Below are 23185 nucleotides of genomic sequence, written 5' to 3' on the forward strand. Positions count from 1 at the left end.
GGATTTTCTTATGGAGGCTTACTTCTTGCCTTCGATATAGGTTTCTTTCAGATCGTACTCGATCGCGAACGGGCGCTTCACGAAGTTTTTCACGTACGGCTGGGTAACGTAAGCGCGTGCGCGGAAGTTGTTCGGGCCGATCGGCATTTCTTCGAGCAGGAGCTTTTCGGCATCCTGGAGGATGGAGATGCGCTTCTTCGGGTCCGGCTCGCTCTTCGCATCGGCGATCAGCTTGTCGTACTGGGCGTTGCTCCAGTTGCCGTAGTTGATGCCGCCGCCGGTGGTGAAGAGGTCGAGGAAGGTCATCGGATCGTTGTAGTCGGCGATCCAGACGCCCAAAGAGATGTCATAGGTGTGCTCTTTTTGCTTCTTCAGGCGCAGTTTGAACGGAAGCGGCTCGATGTCCACTTCGATGCCCAGGTTCGTACGCCATTGTTCTTGGATGAACTCGCCCGACTTGCGGCCAATGTCGCCTTCGTCCACCATCAGCTTGATTTTCGGGAAGCTGTCCACGCCGGCTTCTTTCAGACCCGCTTGCAGGGTTTCTTTTGCTTTCGGCGCGTTTTCTTTCAGCTTGAGCAGGTCGCCGAGGTTCTTCGCGAAATCGCCGCCCTGGCCGTCAGAAGTGCCAAATGGGGTGAAGCCCGTCGGCGGCTTGGAGCCGTTGTGGTAGATCACGTCTGCGTACGCTTCCCAATCAACGCCCCAGGTCAGCGCTTGGCGAACTTTTGCCGATTGAAGCGCTTTCACTTTCTGGTTGTAGGAAAGGTAACCGGATGCCAGTTCCGGCTGCTCCACATATTCCGGCTTGCCTTTATAGTTGTCCACATGGTCGCGCATCAGCTGCGCGCGGTCAACTTGGCCTGCTTCGTACAGGTTGACTTGCGCGATGCTGTCTTTGACGATCTGGTAGTTGACCTGAGTCAGTTTAACCTTGTCTTTATCCCAGTAGTTCTCGTTCTTGACCAGCGTGACCGACTGCTCGTGCGTCCAGTCTTTCATCACAAACGGACCGTTGTAGAGTACCTTGTCCGCTTCGGAGCCGTATTTGTCGCCAGATGCTTCCACGAACTTTTGGTTTTGCGCGAAGAAGGTCGGGAACGCCATCTGCTCGATAAAGAACGGCAGCGGGTTCTCCAGCGTCACGACCAGCGTTTTGTCGTCGGTTGCTTTGACGCCGACATCTTCTGCTTTGCCTTTGCCGTCGTTATAAGCCTGGCCGCCTTTGACCCATGCTACCATAAACGCGTATTGCGCGCCGGTGTCCGGGTTCAAGGTGCGCTTCCAGGAGTATTCAAAGTCATGCGCGGTCACAGCTTCGCCGTTCGACCATTTGATGCCGTCGCGCAGTTTGAAGGTGTAAGTAAGACCGTCCGGGGAGATCTCCCAGCTCTCTGCCAAGCCTTTATCCGCCTTGCCGTTTTCGTCGAGGCGAACAAGACCTTCGTTGACGTTGGAGAACAGGGTGAAGGCCAGGTTGTCGGTCGCTTTGGAAACGTCCATCGTCGGGAGTTCGTCGCCGAGCACCAGGTTCAGCACTTGTTCTTCTTTTTGTTTCTCTTTATCGGCCCCGTCGGACGGCTCCGAGCTGCTGCATCCTGCCAGAACGCCGGCCAGCATCGAAACGGACAGACCCACGGTGAGCCATTTAGTTGCTTTCATGCATATACCCCCATTTTGTTATTATCTAGTGGACTATACCTCTCTGCTTATATATATTATCACAATTAAATGATTTGTAGACGGGGATTTGGAACGAAATTTTCAGAAAAAGGGAATTGAGCAGGACGAGCAGAATGAGAATCCCACAGGAGGTGCGGTTATGAAAATCGGAATCATCGGTCCGGGCGCGATCGGTCGGTTGCTCGGCTATACGCTCGCACAGGGCGGGCATGACGTGGTGCTGATCTGCCGCCGGGAAGAGCAGGCGGAGCGGTTTTTGCAAACGGGGGTGACATATGTCGACCCGGACGGTCAGGAACACCATGCGCCCGTACAAGCTGTGGTTGGCGGGGTGGAGGAGCTGGACGGCGTGATCGTCACCGTGAAAAGCTACGACACGGAGTCGGCAGCAACGCAGATTGCCGCACTGCACACCCAAGCGCCGGTCTTGTCGCTGCAAAACGGATTGGGCAATGCGGAAACGTTGGCCCGGCATCTCGACCCGGATCGCATCGCGCTGGCCTTGACCACACACGGCGCAACGGCGGAAGGCGAGACAAAAGTCTGGCACAAAGGACGGGGCCAGACTGTCATCGGCAGTTTGGTGCCGCCAAGCACGGCAGGCGCATTTTGGGCAGAGCTGCTCGAAGAGTGCGGTCATCCGGCGGCGCTTTCTGATGACATCCGCCGGGAAGTGTGGAGCAAAGCGATGGTCAACATCGGGATCAACCCGTTTACCGCTGTACTTGGGGTGCAGAACGGTCAGTTGCTGCAGGAATCGGAGATCCTGCCCTTGATGCAAGCGGCCGTCGAAGAAGCGGAACGGGCGGCGCTGGCGGAAGGGGTTGTTTTGCAGGGGAGTTTCCAACGCGTGCTCGACGTCTGCAAAAACACGGCGGAGAACACATCATCGATGTTGCAGGATCTGCAAAAAGGACGGCGCACAGAAATCGACGCGATGTGTGGCGTGATCGTGCAAGTCGCGGAAAAATCAGGCTCATCTGCACCCTATAATTTTTTTCTAAAAAAAATAGTCAAAAAATGTGAAACAAAACGGAGCAAACTGTCATCGTTAGAGATGAAGGGCTTGTTCGACGAGTTTCTTCAAAACAATTAAAAAATATTTAGTTTTTATCAATTCTAAAATCACTCATAATATCACCGTTTATTTCACTAGGAGTATACGGACAAATAAAATTTTTGGAAATCTATTTACAAGAGCTGGAACGGACTGTATAATAACGGTAGTAAATCGTAATCGTTGCGATTTATAAGTGACCCCAAATTGAGATCGATGAGCCCCTCCGCTTGTCGATCACTTTTTTTTGCCTAAAAACCAAGCGGCAGGTCTCATCATGAGACCTGCCGCTTTTTATTGTCTTCTTATTTAGAAGTAATCGAGCATCAGCGGTTTCTGGCTGCTGGTCCAGAGACTGCTCAGGACGGGAAGCACGTTCGGGTCGTGAACGGATAATTTCCCGAGAAATAGTGCTTGTTCGACAGAAAGATAACCATAGAACAACTGCGTCCAGGTGCCGATGTCGGCGCTTGCTTGTGCCGGCTCACTGCTGGCCGCCACTTCCGCTTGCCCGGACTGCTCTACGGTCACTTGCCAGGTTCCTTCGTTCCACGGTGCAAACGTATCGGTGACGCCAAGGCGCACACTGCCTGTCTGGGCCTGCGGGGAAGTCACTTTCCAAGCGGTCGTCACATCAACGATCCGCCCCATAAACCAGTTTTCCGTGTCCGACTTCATCTGTTTCGGATCATGGAGCAGGGCAGGGAGGATCGAGTCGATGCCGGTCTCCCACTCCCAGCCTTGGAGCAGGTTGTCGCGTTCGAGCAGCGCGAGCAGCCCTTTTTGCGCGTCGATGTTGGCGGCAATCAGCTCTTTGACGAACTTTTTATGTCCTTCCTCTTGGATCAGCACCATGTAGCCTTGCGGTTCGTTTTGCGCATCGATCCAGAGGTAGATCTGCGGTTTCGGTCCGCCGAAGACATTTTGCACGATTTTCACCCACTCGCGGTCGGTGCGCTGCAGCAAGCCATTGCGGGACTTCGCCTCACGTTCATAAAGGGATTTCAGCGTGTCCAGTTCCTCGGGGCTGCTGCGGATGACGCGACCGCTGTCTGGGGAGGCCGGAGTTGCAAACAGCCTGGACGAAGCGGGGGATTTGAAAATCCGCTTCTCACAGCAATACTCATAGCCGAACTGCCGATAGAAAGCATAAGAGCTCGGGTGCAGGCAGCTGACCGGCACGCCGTTCTCCTTCAGCTCCTGCAGCATCGCCGAGAGCATGGCGCGGACATAGCCTTGGCCGCGCTCTTCGATGCGCGTGGCGATCGAAGCGACGCCGCCCATCGGGAGGGCCTGGCCGTGCAGGTATTGCGTATAAGCGAACAAACGCCCCGTCACTTTCATTTCGCCGTCGACAAACACGCAGCGCGTGTCGTTCAGATCGGTCAGGTGACGCATTTCCACTGCCCGTTCCGGGTAGAGCTGGTGATACGACTCTGCGCGAATCTGGCAGTACATTTCCCATTCCTGTTCTGCAATGCGGCGCACTTCAAGGGTCAAAAGAATCACACCTTTCATTCGTTCCGATACATATTCTCGATCTGGAAGGCTTTCCCTTCTGGGCAGAAACACCTTGCAAAACGGAACGTATAGTGTAATATTACACTATAAGAGTGATTTTGGAGGTGTTGGCAAGATGGAAAACGTCTGGCTGCGGAGTGCCGGATTTGATGTGAGCTGGCTGATCATACCGATCACGGCGGTGCTGCTGTTGCTGCCGCTCGACGGTGCGCCGCAAGGGGTGATCGCGGCGGTGGCGCTGGGTTCGCTGCTCTTGTCGGGGGTGCATATCGGGACGAACTGGACACTGTTGTTCCGGGACGGGACGTTTTGGCGACATGACCCCATGCGCTATGTCCACATGGGCTGGCTGATCCTGATCGGCTCGGCTGTGCTTTCGGCGTGGAATCTGTCTTTGTTCATGTCGGTCTACGTCTATTGGGGGCTGTGGCATTTTGCCCGTCAGCACTGGGGGATCGCGATGCTGTACAAAGCCAAGGTGGGGAAAGGCAGCAAGCGCGATTACCAAGCGGATAAAGTACTTGTGCATCTCCTGCTCTTTTTGCCGCTGTTGATCCAGTTCGCGCGGCCGGGCGAGTTTGGTTTCTATACGATCACGCTGTACCGGTTTCATCTGCCGGAAGAGGCGGCGTTTCTGCTCACCGTGCTCTACGGCATCCTGCTCGTCTTCTGGCTGCTGTTCGCGGGCTGGCGCTGGCTGCACGGGACGCTGAACCTGCCCGCCTTTTGGACGATGCTGTCGGCGGTGGCGGCGTTTGGGGTGATCTACTTCTGCACAGACAGCTTCTTGCTGATGTACGCCTTGATCTCGATTCCACATTCCTTGCAATACATCGGGCTGGCCCTGCACTACCATGACGGGAAAAACAAACGGATCAAAAGGTGGGCGAAAGGCAGACAAACCCGGTTTTTCGCGAAGTTTTGGGGATTTACCATGCTCTATACTGTAATCGCCGTCGTGCTGGTCAGGTTCAATGAAGCGCACCATTCGCCTTTGGTCTACGGACTGCTGGGCCTGACGATCTTTCATTTCTGGGTTGAGCTGTTCTCGTGGCGGCCGAAACACAATCCGGAGCTGCGCGATTCGCTTGGCCTGTAAAAAAGAAAAACCCTCCGCCGCTTAGGGCTGAGGGTTTTCTTGTGCGTCTGCTTCTGCCTGACAACGGGCGGCGTAGTGGTCGGCGCCCCAGGTGCGCAGAGCATCCAGCACGGTGGAGAGCGTTTTGCCGCTCTCCGTCAAAGTGTATTCGACGCGCGGCGGGATCTCCGGATACAAGGTCCGGTCGATGATCCCGTGCTCTTCTAATTCTTTCAGTCGTTCGGTTAGCAGCTTCGATGAGATCGGCAGGCTGGACGCGATTTCGGAAAAGCGTTTTTTGCCGTCAAACAGTTCGCGGATGATCAGCACGGTCCACTTTTTGCCGATAATCCCGAGCGTAACCTCGATTGGGCAGCATTGATTCTCTTGCTGTGCCATCGCTCCCCACCTTCTTTTTCATGTAGTATGTGAACTATTATAGCACGAAACGGGCAGAAGTATTGTGAAGCGCATTACTTTACTTAGAAAAGTTATTTTGCTATTGTGTTGAAGTGGTACGAAAACCCAACGTGAGAGGAGTTTGGCAAATGGCAGGTTTGTTTGACTCGTTTACTTTAAAAGGTATGGAATTGAAAAATAGAATCATGATGTCTCCGATGTGCCAATACCAGGCGAACGAGGACGGGACGGTCACCGACTGGCATCTCGTCCACTACGTGTCGCGTGCGATCGGCGGCGTTGGTCTGGTGATGGTCGAAGCGTCCGGCGTCGAAGCGCGCGGCCGCATCTCGACGGGCGACGTGGGGATCTATTCGGATGACCACATCGCAGGTCTCGCCCGCATCGTTGAACTTTGCAAATCATACGGCGCCAAGACGGCGATTCAGATCGCCCACGCCGGCACAAAAGCGGAAACGCCGGAGCCAAATGTGGCGCCGTCTGCGTTTACGCACTTTGACCGCTACAACACGCCGCAAGAACTGACGACCGGGGAGATCCAAGAGATCGTCACCGCCTTTGCAGACGCTGCGGTGCGAGCGGTGAAAGCCGGTTTTGACACAATTGAGATCCACGGCGCGCACGGCTACCTGATCAACCAGTTCCTCTCGCCGCTGACCAACAAGCGCACCGACGAGTACGGCGGTGCGCTGGAAAACCGCCTGCGCTTCCCGCTGCAGGTGATTCGCGGGGTAAAAGCGGTCATCCCGGACGACATGCCGCTGTTGATGCGCGTCTCCGCTTCCGAATATTCGGAGGAAGGCTACTCGCTGGACGAGATGGTGGAAATGGCGAAGCAGTTTAAAGAGGCGGGCGTTGACATGATCGACGTTTCCTCCGGCGGTTCGCTGCCGACCGCTCCACCGGCGATCTATCCGGGCTACCAGCTGCAGTTTGCCGAAGCGATCAAGCACGGGGCGGAGATCCCGACGATTGCGGTCGGTCTGCTGCACAATCCCGCTTTGATGGAAGAAGCGCTGCAAAACGGGCGTGCCGATGTGGTGGCGGTGGGGCGCGAACTGCTGCGCAACCCGCATTTTGCCAAAACAGCCGCCTTGGAATTGGGCGCGGAACTCGAGCTGCCGAACGTATACAAATACGCGTATTAAGAGCGAATCTGCTCTGTTCGCCTTTTGTTCGTCAAACCAGCGTCACGAAGGCGAAAGTATGTTCGTGAGTCCAGAGAATCATTTTCCATAAGAAGGCCGAAATCCTGCCATTTCAACCATTGAAGTGGCAGGATTTCTATTTATAGGACAGAATAACAGTCGGAGTGGTGGAAAGTGGGGGAAAGTGGAGCACCTTTCCGTAAAGTGGGTGAATGGACATGTTCATGGGGGAATTTCAACACAGTATTGACGATAAAGGGCGACTGATCATCCCGGCCAAATTCCGGGACGGCCTTGGCGCGTCGTTTGTTGTGACCCGTGGCTTGGACAATTGCCTGTTTGTATACCCCAGAAGCGAGTGGGAGACGATAGAGGCAAAGTTGAAAAGTCTTCCATTCACGAGAGCGGATGCCCGCGCCTTTTCCCGATTTTTCTTCTCCGGAGCGACCGAGTGCGACTTGGACAAACAAGGGCGCGCCAACATTCCGAACAACTTGCGCGAGTACGCGAAGCTAAATCGCGACTGCGTGGTGATCGGAGTCTCGGGCCGGGTGGAGATCTGGGCGAAGGAAGTGTGGGAAGATTACACACTGAACGCAGCCGACACTTTCGGGGAGATTGCGGAAAAACTTGTAGACTTGGACCTGTAACACAGCACATCACCATCGCTTAGACTTGAGGTGTATTGAACCCATGCCAGAAGAAACCACATTTCATCATGTATCCGTATTTGCCACTGAGGCTGTGGAGGCTCTGCAACCGGAGCCAGACCATATCTATGTAGACTGCACGCTGGGCGGAGCAGGACACTCGGGGCGCATCTTGCAGGCCAGTTCGCCGACCGGCCGCCTGATCGCCATCGACCAGGACCTGACCGCAATCGCCAATGCGCAAAACGTGCTCGCGCCTTACGAAGGCCGCTTTACGATCGTCCATTCCAATTTTCGCCGATTAGAGGAGATCGTAGCTGAACTTGGCCTTGAAGGTGTCGACGGGGTGCTGTTTGACCTTGGCGTCTCCTCGCCGCAGCTCGACGAGGGAGAGCGTGGATTCTCTTATCAACACGATGCACCGCTGGACATGCGAATGGATAAGACGCAGCCGTTCACCGCGCACGATCTGGTGAACACGTATAGCCAGGACGAACTGGCCAAGATCTTGTTTGAATATGCCGAAGAGAAATGGTCAAAGCGCATCGCCGAATTTATCGTGCGTGAAAGAGCGAAAGGGCCGATCGAATCGACCGGCCAATTGGTCGACATCATCAAAGCGGCTATCCCAGCCGCAGCGCGCAGGGAAGGGCCACATCCCGCGAAACGGACGTTCCAAGCGATCCGCATCGCGGTCAACGACGAGCTGAATGTCTTCGCCGAGGCGATTCAGCAAGCCATCCGGGTCTTGAATCCGGGCGGTCGCGTGGCGATCATCACCTTCCATTCTTTAGAGGACCGCATCGCCAAACTGGCTTTGCAGGAAGCGGCAAAAGGATGCATCTGTCCGCCGCAGCTGCCGATCTGCCAGTGCAGCAACGAGCCGAAGGTGAAGATCATCACCCGCAAGCCGATCATGCCGTCCGAAGAAGAGCTGGCGCACAACCCACGGGCACGTTCCGCCAAATTGCGCATCGCCGAGAAACTCTAACGGGCTTACTGGGAGCAAAGAAGGGAGAAGTAACACGATGTCGATGTACCGGGATAATCTAGCGCGCAACTTGCCGAAACAGCAGGAGGCGGTTCCATATCAAAAGCCGAAGACGGGGACAGTCCCCCGCTCGGAACGATCGAAACAGGAAGCAAAAGAAAAACTGAAGTGGCTCGGCACGATCCTCGTCTGCATCGTGATCGCACTGGGGCTCGTCTCGCGCTATGCGTCGATGGTCAGCCTCAGCTACGAGCTCGAAAGTCAGAAATCGGAGCTGCAAGCGCTGCAGGATGACAAACTGAAGCTGGAGCAGCAAATGCTGGAGCTGGAGTCGCCGGAGCGCGTCAAAAGCTACGCGGCGAACAAGCTGGGGATGAAGTCGGTGCAGGACAGCAACCTGATCATCCTTCCGGGGAGCCAGAACTGATGAGCGAGCGCGTGTTCAAAAAACGGGTGCGACTCTTAGGATTTTGTCTGATGGTCGGTCTCTTGTCTCTCGTTGTGCGGCTGATGTACATCCAGGTCGCCCAAGCTGACGAACTGTCGGCAAAGGCGCAGGATTGGCTGGTCGCGTCGGTGGACATCCCCGGAACACGCGGCACGATCTATGACCGCGAAGGGCAAAAGCTGGCTTTTACCGGTGTGGCTTATGAGATCAGCGTCTCCGTCAATACGGAGGCGATGAAAGAGTGGGGCGAGACAACGGAGATGTATTCGCAGTTTCTCGCGCCGCTCGTTGGAATGACCGAGCCGGAGCTGATGAAGTACATCGATCCGGCCAAATATGCGAGCATACCGGAGAAGGACAGACCGAAAGCGGTCGGCATCGGGCCGAAAGGGGCCAAAGTAGACTCGGTCGTGCACGAGAAGCTTGAAGCGATGCACAAGCAGAACAAACTGCTTGGCATCAACACATTCCGCAAAGACATTCGCCGCTATCCAAACGGCAACTTTGCCGCGCATGTGCTGGGCTATATCGGGATCAACGATCAGGAAAAAAAGGAGATCGGTCTGGCCGGGGTCGAGTCGGTCTACAATGACAAGCTGGCCGGAAAGCCGGGCACCGTGGTCATGTACACCGACCGCAACGGCAATCCGCTGCCGAACTATGAGCCGGAGACGACCAAGCAGGCGGTGGACGGGGAAGACATCGTGCTGACCATCGATTCGACGATTCAGCATTTTGTGGAAGAAGAGCTCGACAACATCATGAACAAATACGGGCCGAAACACGCTACGATCATCGTCGCCGATCCGAATAACGGCGAGATCCTGGCGCTGGGCAACCGCCCGCACTATAATCCGGCCGAATATGCGAAAGCGGAGCCGGAGTCCCTGTGGAACAACTGGGCTTTGCGCTCGTTCGAACCGGGCTCCACGTTCAAGTCTTTCGTGCTGACGGCGGCGCTTGCCGAGCATAAAGTGGATCTGAGCGAAAAGTTTGTATCCGGCCAGATCGAAGTCAACGGGCTTTTGATCAAAGACTGGAACGGCTACGGCTTCGGCACGATCACCTACCGCGAAGGGGTCTACAACTCCTCCAACGTAGGTTTTGTCAAGATCGGCCAGAAGCTCGGCAAAGAGTCGCTGTATGAGTACCTGTATGACTTCGGTTTCAACAAGAAGACCGGCATTGACCTGCCGGGTGAAGAGCAGTCGACCTTGTTTGATGTTCCGAAGATGCGCGATGTCGACTTGGCCTCGACGTCGTTTGGTCAAGGGGTCTCGGTCACGCCGATGCAGCAGGTGGCTGCGATGATGGCGATCGCCAACGGCGGCAAAGTCTATCAGCCGCATGTGGTCAAAGAATTCCGCGATCAGGCGACCGGCAAGACGGTCAGCGAAGTAAAACCGAAAGTCATCTCCGAAGTGGCGAACGAAGAAGTGATGAGCACCGTTCGCGAAGTCATGGAGGAGACGATTAGTGTAGAGGATCCGTCTCATGGCTACATCAAAGGGTATCATGTGGCGGGCAAGACGGGGACGGCACAGGTTCCAAAGGAAGACCGCACCGGGTACCAAGATGATGCCTACCGCTTGTCGTTTATCGGATTTGCGCCGGCCGACAAGCCGAAATTTTTGATCTATGTGACGGTCGACCAGCCGACGCGCAACGCGCCGTTCATGTTCGGTTCCTACATTGCCGAACCGTCCGGCAAAGCGGTGCTGGAAAATGCCCTGCGCTACTACCAGGTGCCGGCCGATCCGAACGATCTTGGCCATGGCAAGACGGCAACTGCGAACGGACAAGCACAGCAGCCGGCAAAAAACCAGACGCCCAAGGCGTTTGTGGACGTGCCTGATTTTGTCGGGGCGACGAAAGACAGCGCCGCCAAGCTCGCAGAAAGCAGCAAGCTGAAACTGATCTCCGTAGGCGATGGTCCGAAGGTGACCGGCCAGTGGCCGGATGCCGGTACGGGCCAGGTGCCGGAGGGCGCTTCGATCAAATTGTATTACGGACCGGAAGGCAGCGCGGAAGGCAAGGTGAAACTGCCCGACCTGACCGGATTGTCGCTGCGGGAAGCGATCGAAACGCTGGCGCTCTTGCAGTTGACGGTCGACCCGACCGGAACCGGATATGTAACGAAACAGGAAACGCCCGCGGGCACGCTTGTTCCCGTCGGCAGTCCTGTGAAGATCACACTCTCCCCGCAGCAGTCTTGACGCTGCGGGTTTTCTATGTTGAGATGAACAAGTTGTGACGCTTCGGACAAAGAGTACTTGTCACGTCTCCTGCCGCATAACGTTGGTAATGGTTGTACTACTTATTTGAGAACCTTACCCCTGTTTTGCAAAAAGGAGGCGTCCAGTTTTGCGAGTATCGAACGGAATGATACGGAAACGACTCGTGATTGTGCTGATGACTTTGGCCGCCGTGTTTTGTGCGCTGGTGCTGCGCCTTGGATATGTGCAAATGGTTCAATCTCCCTGGCTGACAGCGCACGCAGAAGACCTGTGGCGGCGGAATATCCCGGTCGAGCCGAAGCGCGGGGTGATCACCGACCGCAACGGCGAAGTGCTGGCCTATAACGGCAGCGCGCCGACTGTGGTCGCCATCCCGGCCCAGGTCAAAGACAAAGAAGGCACGGCCAAACAGCTGGCACCGGTCTTAGGCATGACCTATGAAAAGGTGCTGAAAACGATTTCCAAGCGCACCCTGCTTGTGTATCTGCAGCCGGGCGGGCGCAAGATCACCGATGAAAAAGCGCGTCAGGTGCGCACGTTGAACCTGCCGGGCATCCATGTGACCGAAGAGGGCAAGCGCTATTATCCTTATGACGGACTGGCTGCGCACGTGCTTGGTTTTTCCGGCGTGGACAACCAAGGCCTGACCGGTCTGGAGCGCTGGTATGACGACCGCCTGAAAGGCGAGCGCGGCCGCATTTCCTTTTTCGCCAACGCCCGGGGGCAGGAGATGCCGCAGGAAAACGACGAGTATGTCGCACCGAAAGACGGGGAGAAACTGGTGACCACGCTCGATGCGGAGATTCAGACGTTTGTCGAGCGCGAGATGGAAAATGTGGTCGCGCAGTACAACCCGGATGAAGCGATGATGATCGTCGCCGACCCAAACACCGGCGAGATTCTGTCTTTGGCCAACTATCCGAATTTCAAGCCGGGCAGCTATCGCAGCTACCCGCAGGAGACGTACAACCGCAACTTGGCGATCTGGAAGAACTTCGAGCCGGGCTCGACGTTTAAGATCGTCACGCTTGCTGCAGCGCTGGAAGAGAAGAAGATCACGCTGACCGACCCGTTTTATGATCCGGGCTACTACGAGGTGGCCGGGCATAAGATCCGCTGTTGGAAAGCGGGCGGCCATGGGTCGGAGACGATGCTTGATGTCGTCGAGAACTCCTGCAACCCTGGCTTCATGCTGATGGGAGAGAAGCTGGGCAAAGAAACGTTGTTCAGCTATATTGATAAATTCGGCTTCGGCCAAAAGTCGGGCATCGAACTGCCGGGCGAAGGGAAAGGCGTCATGTTCAACCTGAAAAACGTAGGTCCGCTGGAACTGGCGACCACGTCGTTTGGGCAAGGGGTGGCGGTCACTCCGATTCAGCAGGTGATGGCAGTCTCGGCGATCGCCAACGGCGGCGAACTGATGAAGCCGCAGGTGGTCAAAGAGTGGCGCGACCCGGAAACCGATCAAGTGACCGAAAAGGTGGAGCCGGAAGTGGTGCGCCGCGTCGTCTCGGAAAGCACGGCGAAACAGGTGCGCGAAACCTTGGAGTCGGTCGTCGCGCGCGGCTCCGGTAAAAACGCCTATCTGGAAGGCTACCGCGTCGGCGGCAAGACCGGTACGGCGCAGGTTGCGGAAAACGGCGCTTATAAATCGGGCCATTACATCGTATCCTTTATCGGGATGGCTCCGGTCGACAACCCGCGCCTCGTCGCCTACGTCGCGATCGACAACCCGAAAGCGCCGCTCGTCTTCGGGGGATCATCGCAGCGCCGGTCGTCGGCAACGTGCTCGCCGACTCCCTGCACTACCTTGGCGTCCAACCGAGCACTGACGGCTTGAAGCGCGAATACCAGTTCACCGATATCAAGCCGATCGAAGTCCCGCCGATCGCCGGCATGACGGTCGCCGAAGCGCAAAAAGAGATGTACGGCTCCGGCCTGCAGCTGAAAGTGGAGACGTCAGGCAAAGGCGACTATATCGTCGAACAACAGCCAAAAGCGGGCGCGAAAGTGGCGCCAGGTTCGACAGTTCGGCTGTACTTGTCGGATAAACCGGATAAACCCACCCCCTAAGCCTTGTGCTTAGGGAGTGGTTTGGTTAATAATGAGAGTGTTTGAGAAACAGCGTTCTATTTTTGGCGCGCAAGAGGAGGAACCCCCGGTGCGGCTCAGCGAGTTGACAGCTCCGATTTTAATCAAAACGGTCATCGGTTCCGATGACGTCGAAATAACGAATATAACGGCCGATTCGCGCCGTGTACAGCCGGGCAGCCTGTTTATCGCGCTGCGCGGCTACACGGTGGACGGCCATGATTTTGTACAAGGCGCAGTGCAAGCGGGCGCTGCCGCTGTCGTGGTTGAACAAGCGATCGAGGGGCTCTCAGCACCGCAAGTCGTCGTCCGAGACACACGGGCGGCAACTGCGGTGCTTGCGTCCGTTTTCTATCGTCATCCGTCCCAGGCGATGAAAGTGATCGGCATCACCGGCACAAACGGCAAGACGACGACCACCTTTTTGATCGACCGCATCTTGAGCGACGCGGGCAAGCAGACCGGCGTGATCGGCACGATCATGGCGAAGATCGGGACCGAAGAGATCCCGATGGAGAACACGACGCCCGATGTGGCCGATCTGCAGGAACTGTTCCACCGGATGCGCGAGGCGGGAACCGAATACGGGATCACCGAAGTGTCGTCCCATGCGCTCGATCTGAAGCGGGCGGCGGGGACGGATTATCATCTGGCGATCTTTACGAATCTGACGCAGGATCATCTTGATTTTCACGGTTCGATGGAAGCGTACCGCAATGCGAAAGCGAAGCTGTTTGCGCGCCTCGGCAACACCTATCAAGATGGCGTGCACAACAACAAAGTGGCGATCTTAAACGCCGATGATGCAGCATCTGAGCATTTCCGCGATGCAACAACCGCGCAAGTGATCACGTACGGCATCGATGCGGAGGCGGACGTTCGCGCCGTCGATGTGCAGGTGGAAGCGAGCGGCGTTTCGTTCAAAGTGGAGAGCGTATATGGCCAGGAGAGCTTCGCACTGCAGCTGACCGGCAAGTTTAACGTCTACAATGCCCTGGCCGCAATGACGGCAGGTCTGGTCGAAGGAATTCCGTTCTCTTCCATTAAAAAGTCGCTCGAATCGATCCCCGGCGTAAACGGACGTTTTGAAACGGTGCAGGCCGGACAGGACTTCACGGTGATCGTCGACTACTCGCATACGCCAGACTCGCTGGAAAACGTGATGAAGACGGTGCGCGAGTTTGCGAAAAACAAGGTCTATTGCGTGGTGGGCTGCGGCGGGGACCGCGACCGCACGAAGCGTCCGCTGATGGCGCGCATCGCGGTGGAATATGCCGACCTGGCGATCTTGACGTCAGACAATCCGCGCACGGAAGATCCGGAGCAGATCGTCGACGACATGGAAGCGGGCGTGCAGGATGCAAAAGACCGCTATGTGCGCATCACCGACCGCAGAGAAGCGATTCGGTATGCGGTGGCCAAGGCCGAAGCGGGCGATGTGATCATGATCGCCGGGAAAGGGCATGAGACTTACCAGATCATCGGCAAGACCAAACACCATTTTGATGACCGGGAAGTAGCAGCTCAGGCGATTCGAGGTGAAGCGTAAGCATGATCAAAAGAACTTTGCAAGAGATCGCCGGGATGGCAGGCGGCACGCTGCTCCAAGGCGACTTCGGGCGAGTGGTCGCAGGCGTATCCACCGACACCCGCAAGGATATGACGGGGATGCTGTTTGTGCCGCTCGTCGGCGAGCGTTTTGACGCGCATGATTTTCTGGCGCAGGCCGAAGGGCAAGGGGCGGCGGCCGCATTTTGGCAGGGCGACCATCCACGTCCGGAGACAGGGCTTGCGCTGATCGAAGTTGATGACACGCTGCTGGCTTTGCAGCGGTTGGCAGCCGCGTATCGCCGCCAACTTTCTGTGCGTGTGGTCGGGATCACGGGCAGTAACGGCAAGACTTCTACGAAAGATATGATAACGGCCGTTTTGGCCGAGTCGTTTAAAGTGCAAAAGACGCTTGGCAACCTGAACAATCACATCGGGCTGCCGTTGATGATGCTGGCGCTGGAAGCGGACACCGACATCGCGGTGCTGGAGATGGGCATGAACCACGCAGGCGAGATCGAACTGCTGGCGAAGCTGGCCGCGCCGGAGCTGGGCGTGATCACCAACATCGGCGAAGCGCACATCGAATATCTCGGGTCGCGCGCCGGCATCGCCGATGCGAAATGCGAACTGATTGAGCAGTTGCCCGCTGGCGGCAAAGCGATCCTGTTTGGGGATGAGCCTTTGCTTCGCGAACGCGCACACAAGACGCAGGCGGAGACGATCTGGTTTGGTTTTGGAGCGGACAACGATCTGCAGGCGGTCGAGGTGGAGAATCTCGGCGTGCTCGGCTCCCGCTTCTCCGTGAGCGGAGATGCGACCCGCTATGAGCTGCCGGTGATGGGCCAGCATCAGCTTGGCAACGCACTGGCTGCCGTTGCGGTCGGCCGGGCATTTGGCATGAGCGGGGAGGAGATCCGCGCCGGGCTCGCCAAATCCTCTCTGACGGCACGCCGTCTGGAAGTGAAGCGGGCGAAGCTGGGCGGCACGGTGATCGACGACGCGTACAATGCGTCGCCGACGTCGATGCGGGCGGCGCTGACGATGTTTGCCGAGATGCCGGGCGGTTTTAAGGTGGCCGTGCTTGGGGGCATGCTGGAATTAGGGCCGGAGTCGGCGCGTATGCATCAAGAGATCGGCGCTGAGCTGGCCGGGCTGCCGTTGCAGCAACTGGTCTGCGTCGGTGAGCTCGCGCAGGACATCGCGCTGGGCGCACGCCAAAACGGCTATCCGGCCGAACAGATCTATGCAGCAGGAGACAACGCAGCGGCCGTCGCCTATCTGGAAGACGTGCTGCGCCAACATGCGGACGATGCTGACGGCGGCGCGATCCTGCTGGTCAAAGCATCGCTTGGCATGAAATTTGTAGAAATCGTGCGGGCGCTCGTCTAAGCGCCCCACGCTGATTTGCTTTGAAGGTAAGGGAGGACCAGAGGTCATGGATATGCAAATATTATTGTGGACGACAGGTGTTAGTTTTGTAATCGCACTTCTACTCGGTCCACTGTTCATCCCGTTTTTGCGGCGCTTGAAGTTTGGTCAGGCGATCCGCGCGGAAGGTCCGCAAGGGCACCAAAAGAAAGCGGGAACTCCGACGATGGGCGGAGTGATCTTCCTGATCGCCATGGCGATCACGGCGATCAAATTTTCCGATTTGTCGCCCGAACTCTGGCTGCTCCTGTTTGTGACGCTGGCGTACGGCACGGTCGGGTTTTTGGATGACTACATCAAAGTCGCGCTGAAGCGCAATCTGGGGCTGAAAGCCCGGCAAAAGCTGATCGGGCAGATTTTGGTCGGCGTTGTGCTGTATGTGGTGATGTTTTATACCGGCATGATCGACATGACGATTTCGATTCCGTTTCTAAATGTACAGTGGGATCTCGGCTTTTTCTATCTTCCGTTCTTAGTGCTGATCGTCATCGCATCGTCGAATGCTGTAAACTTGACGGACGGTCTGGACGGCTTGGCGGCCGGCACGACGGCGATCGCCTTTGGCTCGTATGCGGTGCTGGCTTGGTGGACGTCGAACATGGACGTGGCGATCTTCTGCGCGGCGATGGTCGGCGGCTTGATCGGTTTCCTCGTCTTCAACGTGCACCCGGCGAAAGTCTTCATGGGCGATACCGGTTCGCTGGCTCTGGGCGGCGCGCTGGCGACGGTGGCGATTTTGACCAAGACGGAGATTTGGCTAGTGCTGATCGGCGGCGTGTTTGTGGTCGAAGTTCTGTCGGTCATCATCCAGGTCATCTCGTTCCAGACATTTGGCAAGCGCCTGTTCAAGATGAGCCCGCTGCATCACCATTTCGAACTGCTCGGCTGGTCGGAGTGGCGCGTCGTCGGGACGTTCTGGACGGCAGGTCTGTGCCTCGCGGTCTCCGCGCTGGTTTTGTATCTTAAATAAGTAGGTGAAGAGGAACGTGAACTTTCAAGGGAAAAACGTGCTCGTGCTTGGTGTCGCCCGCTCCGGCGTGGCGGCCGCACGCCTCTTACATACGCGCGGCGCGCACGTGACGGTCAACGACCAAAAGCCGCTTGCAGATATTTTACAAGATGCTGCTGAACTTCAAGCGTTGGGCATTGAAGTGATCGGCGGCGGGCACCCGGAAGACATCGTCCATCCGGGTCTCGATTTTGTGGTCAAGAATCCGGGGATTCCGTACACCGCGCCACCGGTCAAGCAGGCGCTGGAGCTTTGCATCCCCGTGCTGACCGAAGTAGAGATCGCCTATCGTCTGACCCAGGCGCCGATCATCGGCATCACCGGCAGCAACGGCAAGACGACAACCACGACGCTGGTCGGCGAAATGCTGGAGGCGGCGGGGCTGCATCCGGTCGTCGCCGGCAACATCGGCCGCCCCTTGAGCGATGTGGCGGAAGAGGTGACTGCCGAGCAGTGGCTGGTCGCTGAGCTGTCGTCGTTTCAATTGATGGGGACAGATGCGTTCCGGCCGAAGATCGGGGCTTTGTTAAACATCTATCCGGCGCACCTCGACTATCACGGGACGCTGGAAGAATACAAAGCCGCGAAGTACCGCCTGTTCGCCAACCAGACGGAGGATGACATCGCCGTGCTGAATTGGGACCAGGACCTGTCGCGCGACGTAAAATTCTTTGCCAAGTCAAAGTTGTTCCCCTTTTCGCTGAAAGAGGTATTAGACGAGGGCGTTTATGTCAAGGATGGATACATCCATGCTCGTATGCACGGCAAGGAACTCTCTCTGCTCCCGGTGAGCGAAGTGGCGCTCAAAGGGGAACACAACTTGGAAAATCTGCTCGCGGCGGCGGCGATGGCGCTGGCAGCCGGAGCGGACGCAGGGGCGATCGCCCAAGTGGCGCGCACGTTCTCCGGCGTTGAACACCGCCTGGAGCATGTGGCCACGCAGGACGGGGTCGCTTTTTACAATGACTCAAAATCGACCAACTCGACAGCAGCCACGATGGCGATCAACACGTTCGCCGATCACAGCGTGGTGCTGATCGCAGGCGGTCTCGACCGCGGCGTCGATTTTCTGGAACTGGTGCCGGTGTTTGCGAAGAAGGTCAAATATGTGGCGGCGATCGGCCAGGCGGCCGACAAGATGCTGCGCGTGGCGGAGCAGGCCGGCATCAGCGGCGTGAAGACGGCGACGCTGGAAGCGGCGGTCGCGGCGGCCCGGGCTCATGCAGAACCGGGTGATGTCGTGCTGCTGTCCCCGGCGTGCGCGAGCTGGGACATGTTTGGTTCATTCGAAGAGAGAGGAAGCATGTTTAAAAAAGCTGTGCATACATTATAGCGATTGGACGAGACCGAGCACCGGGGGTGAACGTTGCCTTGAAGGGCAAGATCAAAACGTATCCGGACACGCTGATCATCCTGTCTACACTGATGCTTCTGGGAATCGGCGTCATTATCGTCTATAGTGCCAGTGCAGTGCTAGCTGCTCAAAAAATGGGTGATGCTTTCTTCTATGCCCAGCGTCAATTGATGTGGGCGGTGCTTGGGATCATCTCGATGTTTGCGATGATGAACTACGACTACCACAAGCTGAAGAAAATCGCCAAACCGCTTTTGATCATCTGTTTTCTGTTTTTGATCGCTGTAGCGATTCCGGGCATCGGTACGGTGCGTGGGGGTTCGCGGGCCTGGCTTGGGATCGGCTCCCTCGGGATTCAGCCGTCTGAGTTCGCCAAGCTCGGGATCATCATCTATTTTGCGTACATGCTGTCGCGGTATCAGGACAGGATCGTCGAGTTTAAACGAGGGCTTTTGCCGCCGCTTGGAATTGCCATCGCCGCTGTCGGTTTGATCATGCTGGAGCCTGACCTCGGACAGAGCACCGTCCTGATGGGCACCGTGATCATCATCCTCTTCGCCGCAGGGGCACAAATCAAACACTTGCTCGGTTTGGCCAGTCTGGCAATTCCCGCGTTCATCGCGCTTGTCGTGGTGGCGCCGTATCGGTTGAAGAGGATCGTCGCTTTTATGGACCCTTGGGCTTATCAGTTGGACGAGGGGTATCACATCATCCAGTCGCTGTATGCGATTGGACCGGGCGGGCTGCTCGGCTTGGGACTTGGCCGCAGCCGGCAAAAGTTCCTCTACCTGCCGGAGCCGCAGACCGACTTTATCTTCTCGATTCTCGCCGAAGAGCTGGGCTTTATCGGCGGGGCTACGCTGCTCGCACTGTTCCTGCTGCTGGTCTGGCGGGGACTGCGCACCGCGATCACCGCGCCCGATACGTTCGGTTCGCTGCTCGCTGTGGGCATCACGGGGATGATCGCCGTGCAGGTGATCATCAACGTCGGGGTTGTCACCGGCTCGATGCCGGTCACCGGGATTACGCTTCCGTTCATCAGCTATGGGGGATCATCGCTCACACTGATGCTTACGGGGGTGGGGATACTGCTGAACATCTCGCGACAGACGAGGTGACGCTCCCTGCTTCCCGTTATATAATGGATGTAAAGTTCGCAGTGTCTACCTGAGCTTTGCGGCTCAGGTTTTTTGTTTGGTTTTAGGCAGATGTCACATATTTTCCGCGACCTCCATATCATGGGGATACGAAGTGCGGAAGAAAGAGTTCACCTATCTTGTCAGGTTTGATCTGGAGGTACGACATGAAGAAAGAGCAGACGAAATCCCTTTTTGCAAACGAAGATGTCGGCACGGTGCTGCTGGAGGAGCCGCTTTCCAAGCACACCTCCTGGAAGATCGGCGGCCCGGCGGACGTGTTCGTCTTGCCAACCACAATTGAACATCTCGTACGGATCATGGAGCTGACCCATGAACATCAGATTCCCTGGTACGTGATTGGGAAAGGTTCGAATCTGCTGGTGAAGGACGGCGGGCTGCGCGGTGTCGTACTGAAGCTCGGCGATAATTTTTCCGAGCTGCAGATCGAAGGGCAAACCTTGACAGCTCAAGGCGGGCGCTCGTTCGTTTCCGCAGCCAACCATGCGATTCGCAGCGGGCTTGGCGGACTGGAATTTGCCACGGGGATCCCGGGCACGGTCGGCGGTGCTGTGATGATGAATGCGGGAGCACACGGCGGTGAGGTGAAAGACGTGTTGAAAGAGTGCCGCGTGTTGACCGAAGAAGGCAAGATCGTTCATCTTGCGCACGCTGACCTCAATTTCGACTACCGCTATTCCCGGCTGAAAGACCGGCCGGCGATCGTCCTCGATGCAAGCTTCAGCCTGCATCCGGGCGATGCCGCTGAGATGAGCGAGCGGGTGAAAGGCTGGCGGGAACGCCGCCAAGCCACCCAGCCGCTGGCGATGCCCAGCTGCGGCAGCGTCTTCCGCAACCCGGATGGCACGCACGCGGGCAAACTCGTCGAGGAGGCCGGTCTGAAAGGCACGCGCATCGGTGGGGCACAAATTTCGGAACTCCACGGAAACTTCATCGTGAACACCGGGGGCGCAAAAGCAGCAGATGTCCTGCAAGTAATCGAACTTGTGCAACGCACAATTAAGCAAAAATACGGCTATGAACTTCACCCTGAAGTGCGGATCGTTGGAGAGGAGACACAATAGGGGGTGACACGCGGTGGAATGCTTGGCCATCGAAGGCGGGCATCGACTCACGGGGACTCTGCGGATTCACGGCGCTAAAAATGCGGCATTGCCTATTCTTGCCGCAAGTGTCATGGCACACGGAGAGAGTACCATCCAAGATGTTCCCGACCTGCAGGATATTCGCGTGATGACAACGATTCTTCGGCAGCTCGGCGCGAAGGTGAACGCGGAAGGCTCAACGCTTCGCATCGACGCCACGCTTTTGCAGAGCACGGAGGTGCCGGAACACCTGATGCGCCAGATGCGCTCGTCGATCTTTTTGATGGGGCCGATCCTGGCGCGCTTCGGACACGTTCGCGTCTCCAAGCCGGGCGGATGCACGATCGGCTCACGGCCGATCGATCTGCATCTCAAAGGGCTGCAGGCGCTGGGCGCAACGATTGAAGAGAAACACGGCTATATCGACTGCCGGGCGACCAGGCTTCGCGGCGCGAAGATTCATCTCGACATCCCAAGTGTCGGCGCGACAGAGAACCTGATCATGGCGGCGGTGTTTGCAGAAGGCACGACGGTGATCGAAAATGCGGCCCGCGAGCCGGAGATCGCCGACCTGGCCAACTATCTGAACGCCATGGGCGCCAAGGTGCAGGGAGCCGGGGATGACACGGTGATCATCGAAGGTGTCGACCGTCTGGAAGCGGTGGAATACCGCGTGATTCCCGACCGGATCGTCACCGGCACGATGATGGTGGCAGCGGCGGTGACGCAAGGCGATATCACCTTGCAGAACACCAACGCCGCGCACCTCGGGGTCGTGATCAACAAACTGCGCGAAGCCGGCGCGGTCGTAACGGTCGAAGGCGATGTGATGCAGGTCAAGATGGAAGGGCGTCCGAAGCCGATCGACAGCATCAAGACGACCTACTATCCGGGTTTCCCGACCGACCTGCAGTCGCCGTTTATGACCTTGATGTCGGTGGCGGCTGGCACCTCGATGGTGACCGAGTCGGTCTTTGAAGGCCGCTACCAGCATGTCAGCGAACTGCGGCGCATGGGAGCGAACATCAAAGTCGACCTGCGCACGGCGATCATGGAAGGCGTGGCCGAACTGACCGGCGCGACGGTCGAAGCTTCCGACCTGCGCGCAGGCGCCGCTCTGATCCTGGCCGGTCTGGCGGCAAACGGCACGACTTACGTGGAGAACGTCCACCACATCGACCGCGGTTATGAGCAGGTCGAGGCGATGTTTGGACAGCTCGGCGCGAAGATCTGGCGCGTGCAGAAATAACAAACAGTACAGTATATTCGGGACGGTGCATCGATCATGATGCACCGTCTCGTTTTTTGTCAAAATATGTTGGGGTAAATTGTCAAATTTGTCGAAGGTTATGAGACTATCAGCTTATTGAAAAGCGAGTTAATCATGATATAATGAAGCAATATGGACGGCATATCTCACGCATATGCCGTTTTTCTGTAGGAACGGAAGTAAAGCAAATTATAAAAGGAGCCGGTCTTGACATGCCTAAAACGCCGCCGCCGACCGTCTTAGAATCGTATGCGGAACAGCATCAGTCACCAAAAGGAAAGCGCCGCCCGAATCGGAAGGCGTTGCTTTTTGTTGTCGTCTTTTTCGGCGGTCTGCTCGTCGCCGGATTTTTGCAGTCGCCTTTGTCTGAGGTGTCCTCTTTAGAAGTGAAAGGGAATCATCAACTGCGCTATGAGGAGATCCTGCGCACGGCGGAAGTCGAGAAAGGCATGAGCCTGCTCTCAGTGGACAAAGGGGATGTACAAGACAAGCTGATCAGCGCGTTTCCGCTTGTGCAGTCGGTGGATGTACAGGTATCGTGGAAGGGAGAAGTCGTGATCGCCGTCGTCGAGAAGAAGGTCGCCGGCCTGATGGTGCGCGATGCGATGCTGTACCGCATTTTGCAGGATGGCACGGTGCTCACCGGCACCAAGAAGCTGGAGGCAGAACAGATGCCGGTGATCTCGCAGGACAGCCCGGGCAAGCTGACGCCCGGACAGAAAGTCAGTTCACGGGATGTGCTGGAGCTGGTCAAACAGATTCCGGAGGTCGACCGGGCGGTGCTCGATCAGATCTCGGAGGTCCGTGTGACAGCGGAAGGCCCGTGGCGCATCTTCATGCGCGACAAGTTTGAAGTGCGCATCCCGCCGCGCCAGTTTGCCGACAAGATGAAAGCATATTTGGCGTACCGCGGCGCTCTGCCGGCCGACACCAAGCCCGGCATCATCAACATGCTCGAAGCGAATTACATGGAGAACTTCAAGCCTGAAGAACAGAAGGGAGACTGA

18 protein-coding genes and 1 pseudogene are annotated in these 23185 nt (G+C 56.9%); 16 read left to right on the plus strand and 3 right to left on the minus strand.

Annotated elements, in window-relative coordinates:
- Nucleotides 1-18: 18 nt before the first annotated feature.
- Nucleotides 19-1662 carry a peptide ABC transporter substrate-binding protein gene (locus CBW65_RS15640; protein WP_087457644.1) on the minus strand — a complete coding sequence of 548 codons (1644 nt, stop codon included), beginning with the start codon at nt 1660-1662 and terminating at the stop codon, nt 19-21.
- 160 nt (nt 1663-1822) lie between these two features.
- On the opposite strand from CBW65_RS15640, the gene CBW65_RS15645 reads away from it, so the two are divergent.
- A complete protein-coding gene (locus CBW65_RS15645) occupies nt 1823-2779 on the plus strand; it encodes a ketopantoate reductase family protein (protein ID WP_087457645.1) in 957 nt (318 codons plus the stop codon).
- Nucleotides 2780-3049: 270 nt separating this feature from the next.
- Here CBW65_RS15645 and CBW65_RS15650 read toward each other — a convergent pair whose 3' ends face one another.
- Complete coding sequence (locus CBW65_RS15650; protein ID WP_198299630.1) at nt 3050-4240, minus strand: GNAT family N-acetyltransferase; 1191 nt, start codon at nt 4238-4240, stop codon at nt 3050-3052.
- A 136-nt stretch (nt 4241-4376) separates the two neighbouring features.
- On the opposite strand from CBW65_RS15650, the gene CBW65_RS15655 reads away from it, so the two are divergent.
- Entirely contained in the window at nt 4377-5360 is a 984-nt protein-coding gene (locus CBW65_RS15655; RefSeq protein WP_087457647.1) for a hypothetical protein, read from the plus strand.
- A gap of 21 nt (nt 5361-5381) precedes the next feature.
- On the opposite strand, the gene CBW65_RS15660 is transcribed toward CBW65_RS15655, so the two are convergent.
- On the minus strand, nt 5382-5738 hold the full coding sequence (locus CBW65_RS15660) for a winged helix-turn-helix transcriptional regulator (protein ID WP_087457648.1): 357 nt from the start codon (nt 5736-5738) through the stop codon (nt 5382-5384).
- 149 nt (nt 5739-5887) lie between these two features.
- On the opposite strand from CBW65_RS15660, the gene namA reads away from it, so the two are divergent.
- The 14 genes and pseudogenes from namA (at nt 5888) to CBW65_RS15730 (ending at nt 23185) form a co-directional block, all read left to right on the plus strand.
- The gene (namA, locus tag CBW65_RS15665) at nt 5888-6907 is read left to right on the plus strand and encodes an NADPH dehydrogenase NamA (protein WP_087457649.1); all 1020 of its coding nucleotides are present in this window, start codon (nt 5888-5890) and stop codon (nt 6905-6907) included.
- 218 nt (nt 6908-7125) lie between these two features.
- Nucleotides 7126-7557, plus strand: a complete 432-nt coding sequence (mraZ, locus tag CBW65_RS15670; protein WP_087457650.1) for a division/cell wall cluster transcriptional repressor MraZ — start codon at nt 7126-7128, stop codon at nt 7555-7557.
- A gap of 43 nt (nt 7558-7600) precedes the next feature.
- Complete coding sequence (gene rsmH / locus CBW65_RS15675) at nt 7601-8548, plus strand: 16S rRNA (cytosine(1402)-N(4))-methyltransferase RsmH (protein WP_087457651.1); 948 nt, start codon at nt 7601-7603, stop codon at nt 8546-8548.
- A gap of 37 nt (nt 8549-8585) precedes the next feature.
- Nucleotides 8586-8975, plus strand: coding sequence for a cell division protein FtsL (gene ftsL2, locus CBW65_RS15680; protein WP_087457652.1), 390 nt, complete (start codon nt 8586-8588; stop codon nt 8973-8975).
- Nucleotides 8975-11212, plus strand: coding sequence for a penicillin-binding transpeptidase domain-containing protein (locus CBW65_RS15685; RefSeq protein WP_087457653.1), 2238 nt, complete (start codon nt 8975-8977; stop codon nt 11210-11212). The genes ftsL2 and CBW65_RS15685 overlap by 1 nt, the downstream gene beginning before the upstream one ends.
- 148 nt (nt 11213-11360) lie before the next feature.
- Nucleotides 11361-13306: pseudogene (locus tag CBW65_RS15690) on the plus strand (stage V sporulation protein D).
- Nucleotides 13307-13394: 88 nt separating this feature from the next.
- Nucleotides 13395-14873: a UDP-N-acetylmuramoyl-L-alanyl-D-glutamate--2,6-diaminopimelate ligase gene (locus CBW65_RS15695; RefSeq protein WP_087457654.1), complete on the plus strand. Its 1479-nt coding sequence runs from the start codon at nt 13395-13397 to the stop codon at nt 14871-14873.
- A 2-nt stretch (nt 14874-14875) separates the two neighbouring features.
- A complete protein-coding gene (locus CBW65_RS15700) occupies nt 14876-16264 on the plus strand; it encodes a UDP-N-acetylmuramoyl-tripeptide--D-alanyl-D-alanine ligase (protein ID WP_087457655.1) in 1389 nt (462 codons plus the stop codon).
- Nucleotides 16265-16310: 46 nt separating this feature from the next.
- Nucleotides 16311-17273 carry a phospho-N-acetylmuramoyl-pentapeptide-transferase gene (gene mraY / locus CBW65_RS15705; protein ID WP_087457656.1) on the plus strand — a complete coding sequence of 321 codons (963 nt, stop codon included), beginning with the start codon at nt 16311-16313 and terminating at the stop codon, nt 17271-17273.
- 16 nt (nt 17274-17289) lie between these two features.
- On the plus strand, nt 17290-18645 hold the full coding sequence (gene murD / locus CBW65_RS15710) for a UDP-N-acetylmuramoyl-L-alanine--D-glutamate ligase (protein WP_232463346.1): 1356 nt from the start codon (nt 17290-17292) through the stop codon (nt 18643-18645).
- A 38-nt stretch (nt 18646-18683) separates the two neighbouring features.
- Complete coding sequence (gene spoVE / locus CBW65_RS15715; protein ID WP_269767946.1) at nt 18684-19784, plus strand: stage V sporulation protein E; 1101 nt, start codon at nt 18684-18686, stop codon at nt 19782-19784.
- A gap of 185 nt (nt 19785-19969) precedes the next feature.
- Nucleotides 19970-20887, plus strand: coding sequence for a UDP-N-acetylmuramate dehydrogenase (gene murB, locus CBW65_RS15720; RefSeq protein WP_087457658.1), 918 nt, complete (start codon nt 19970-19972; stop codon nt 20885-20887).
- 13 nt (nt 20888-20900) lie between these two features.
- Entirely contained in the window at nt 20901-22157 is a 1257-nt protein-coding gene (gene murA, locus CBW65_RS15725; RefSeq protein WP_087457659.1) for a UDP-N-acetylglucosamine 1-carboxyvinyltransferase, read from the plus strand.
- Between the two features lie 233 nt (nt 22158-22390).
- Complete coding sequence (locus CBW65_RS15730) at nt 22391-23185, plus strand: cell division protein FtsQ/DivIB (protein WP_198299632.1); 795 nt, start codon at nt 22391-22393, stop codon at nt 23183-23185.

This window comes from Tumebacillus avium (assembly GCF_002162355.1).
Taxonomy (GTDB): domain Bacteria; phylum Bacillota; class Bacilli; order Tumebacillales; family Tumebacillaceae; genus Tumebacillus_A; species Tumebacillus_A avium.